This window comes from Streptococcus pseudopneumoniae (genome assembly GCF_001068775.1).
Taxonomy (GTDB): Bacteria; Bacillota; Bacilli; order Lactobacillales; family Streptococcaceae; genus Streptococcus; species Streptococcus pseudopneumoniae_N.
Map to the genome: position 1 here is coordinate 1 of NZ_JWAJ01000016.1, position 406 is coordinate 406.

Here is a 406-nt window from a genome sequence, read left to right on the forward strand (position 1 = left end):
CGCTGACGTACTTGCTGACGTGCTTGCGCTCGTTGAAGCCGATGTGCTTGCTGACGTACTTGCGCTCGTTGAGGCTGACGTACTTGCGCTCGTTGAGGCTGACGTGCTTGCGCTCGTTGACGCTGATGTACTTGCTGACGTACTTGCGCTTGTTGACGCTGACGTACTTGCTGATGTGCTTGCACTTATTGAAGCTGATGTGCTTGCTGACGTGCTTGCGCTCGTTGAGGCTGACGTACTTGCTGACGTGCTTGCGCTTGTTGACGCTGACGTACTTGCTGACGTGCTTGCACTTATTGAAGCAGATGTGCTTGCTGACGTGCTTGCGCTCGTTGAGGCTGATGTACTTGCGCTCGTTGACGCTGACGTACTTGCTGACGTGCTTGCACTTGTTGAAGCGGACGTG

Annotated in this window: 1 protein-coding gene; it reads left to right on the forward strand. The window is 54.7% G+C overall.

All coding sequences use genetic code 11. The annotated features are described in order from the left end of the window. A partial coding sequence (locus ADF68_RS11125; RefSeq protein ID WP_049548192.1) for a hypothetical protein occupies positions 1–406 on the forward strand: 406 nt, incomplete at both ends.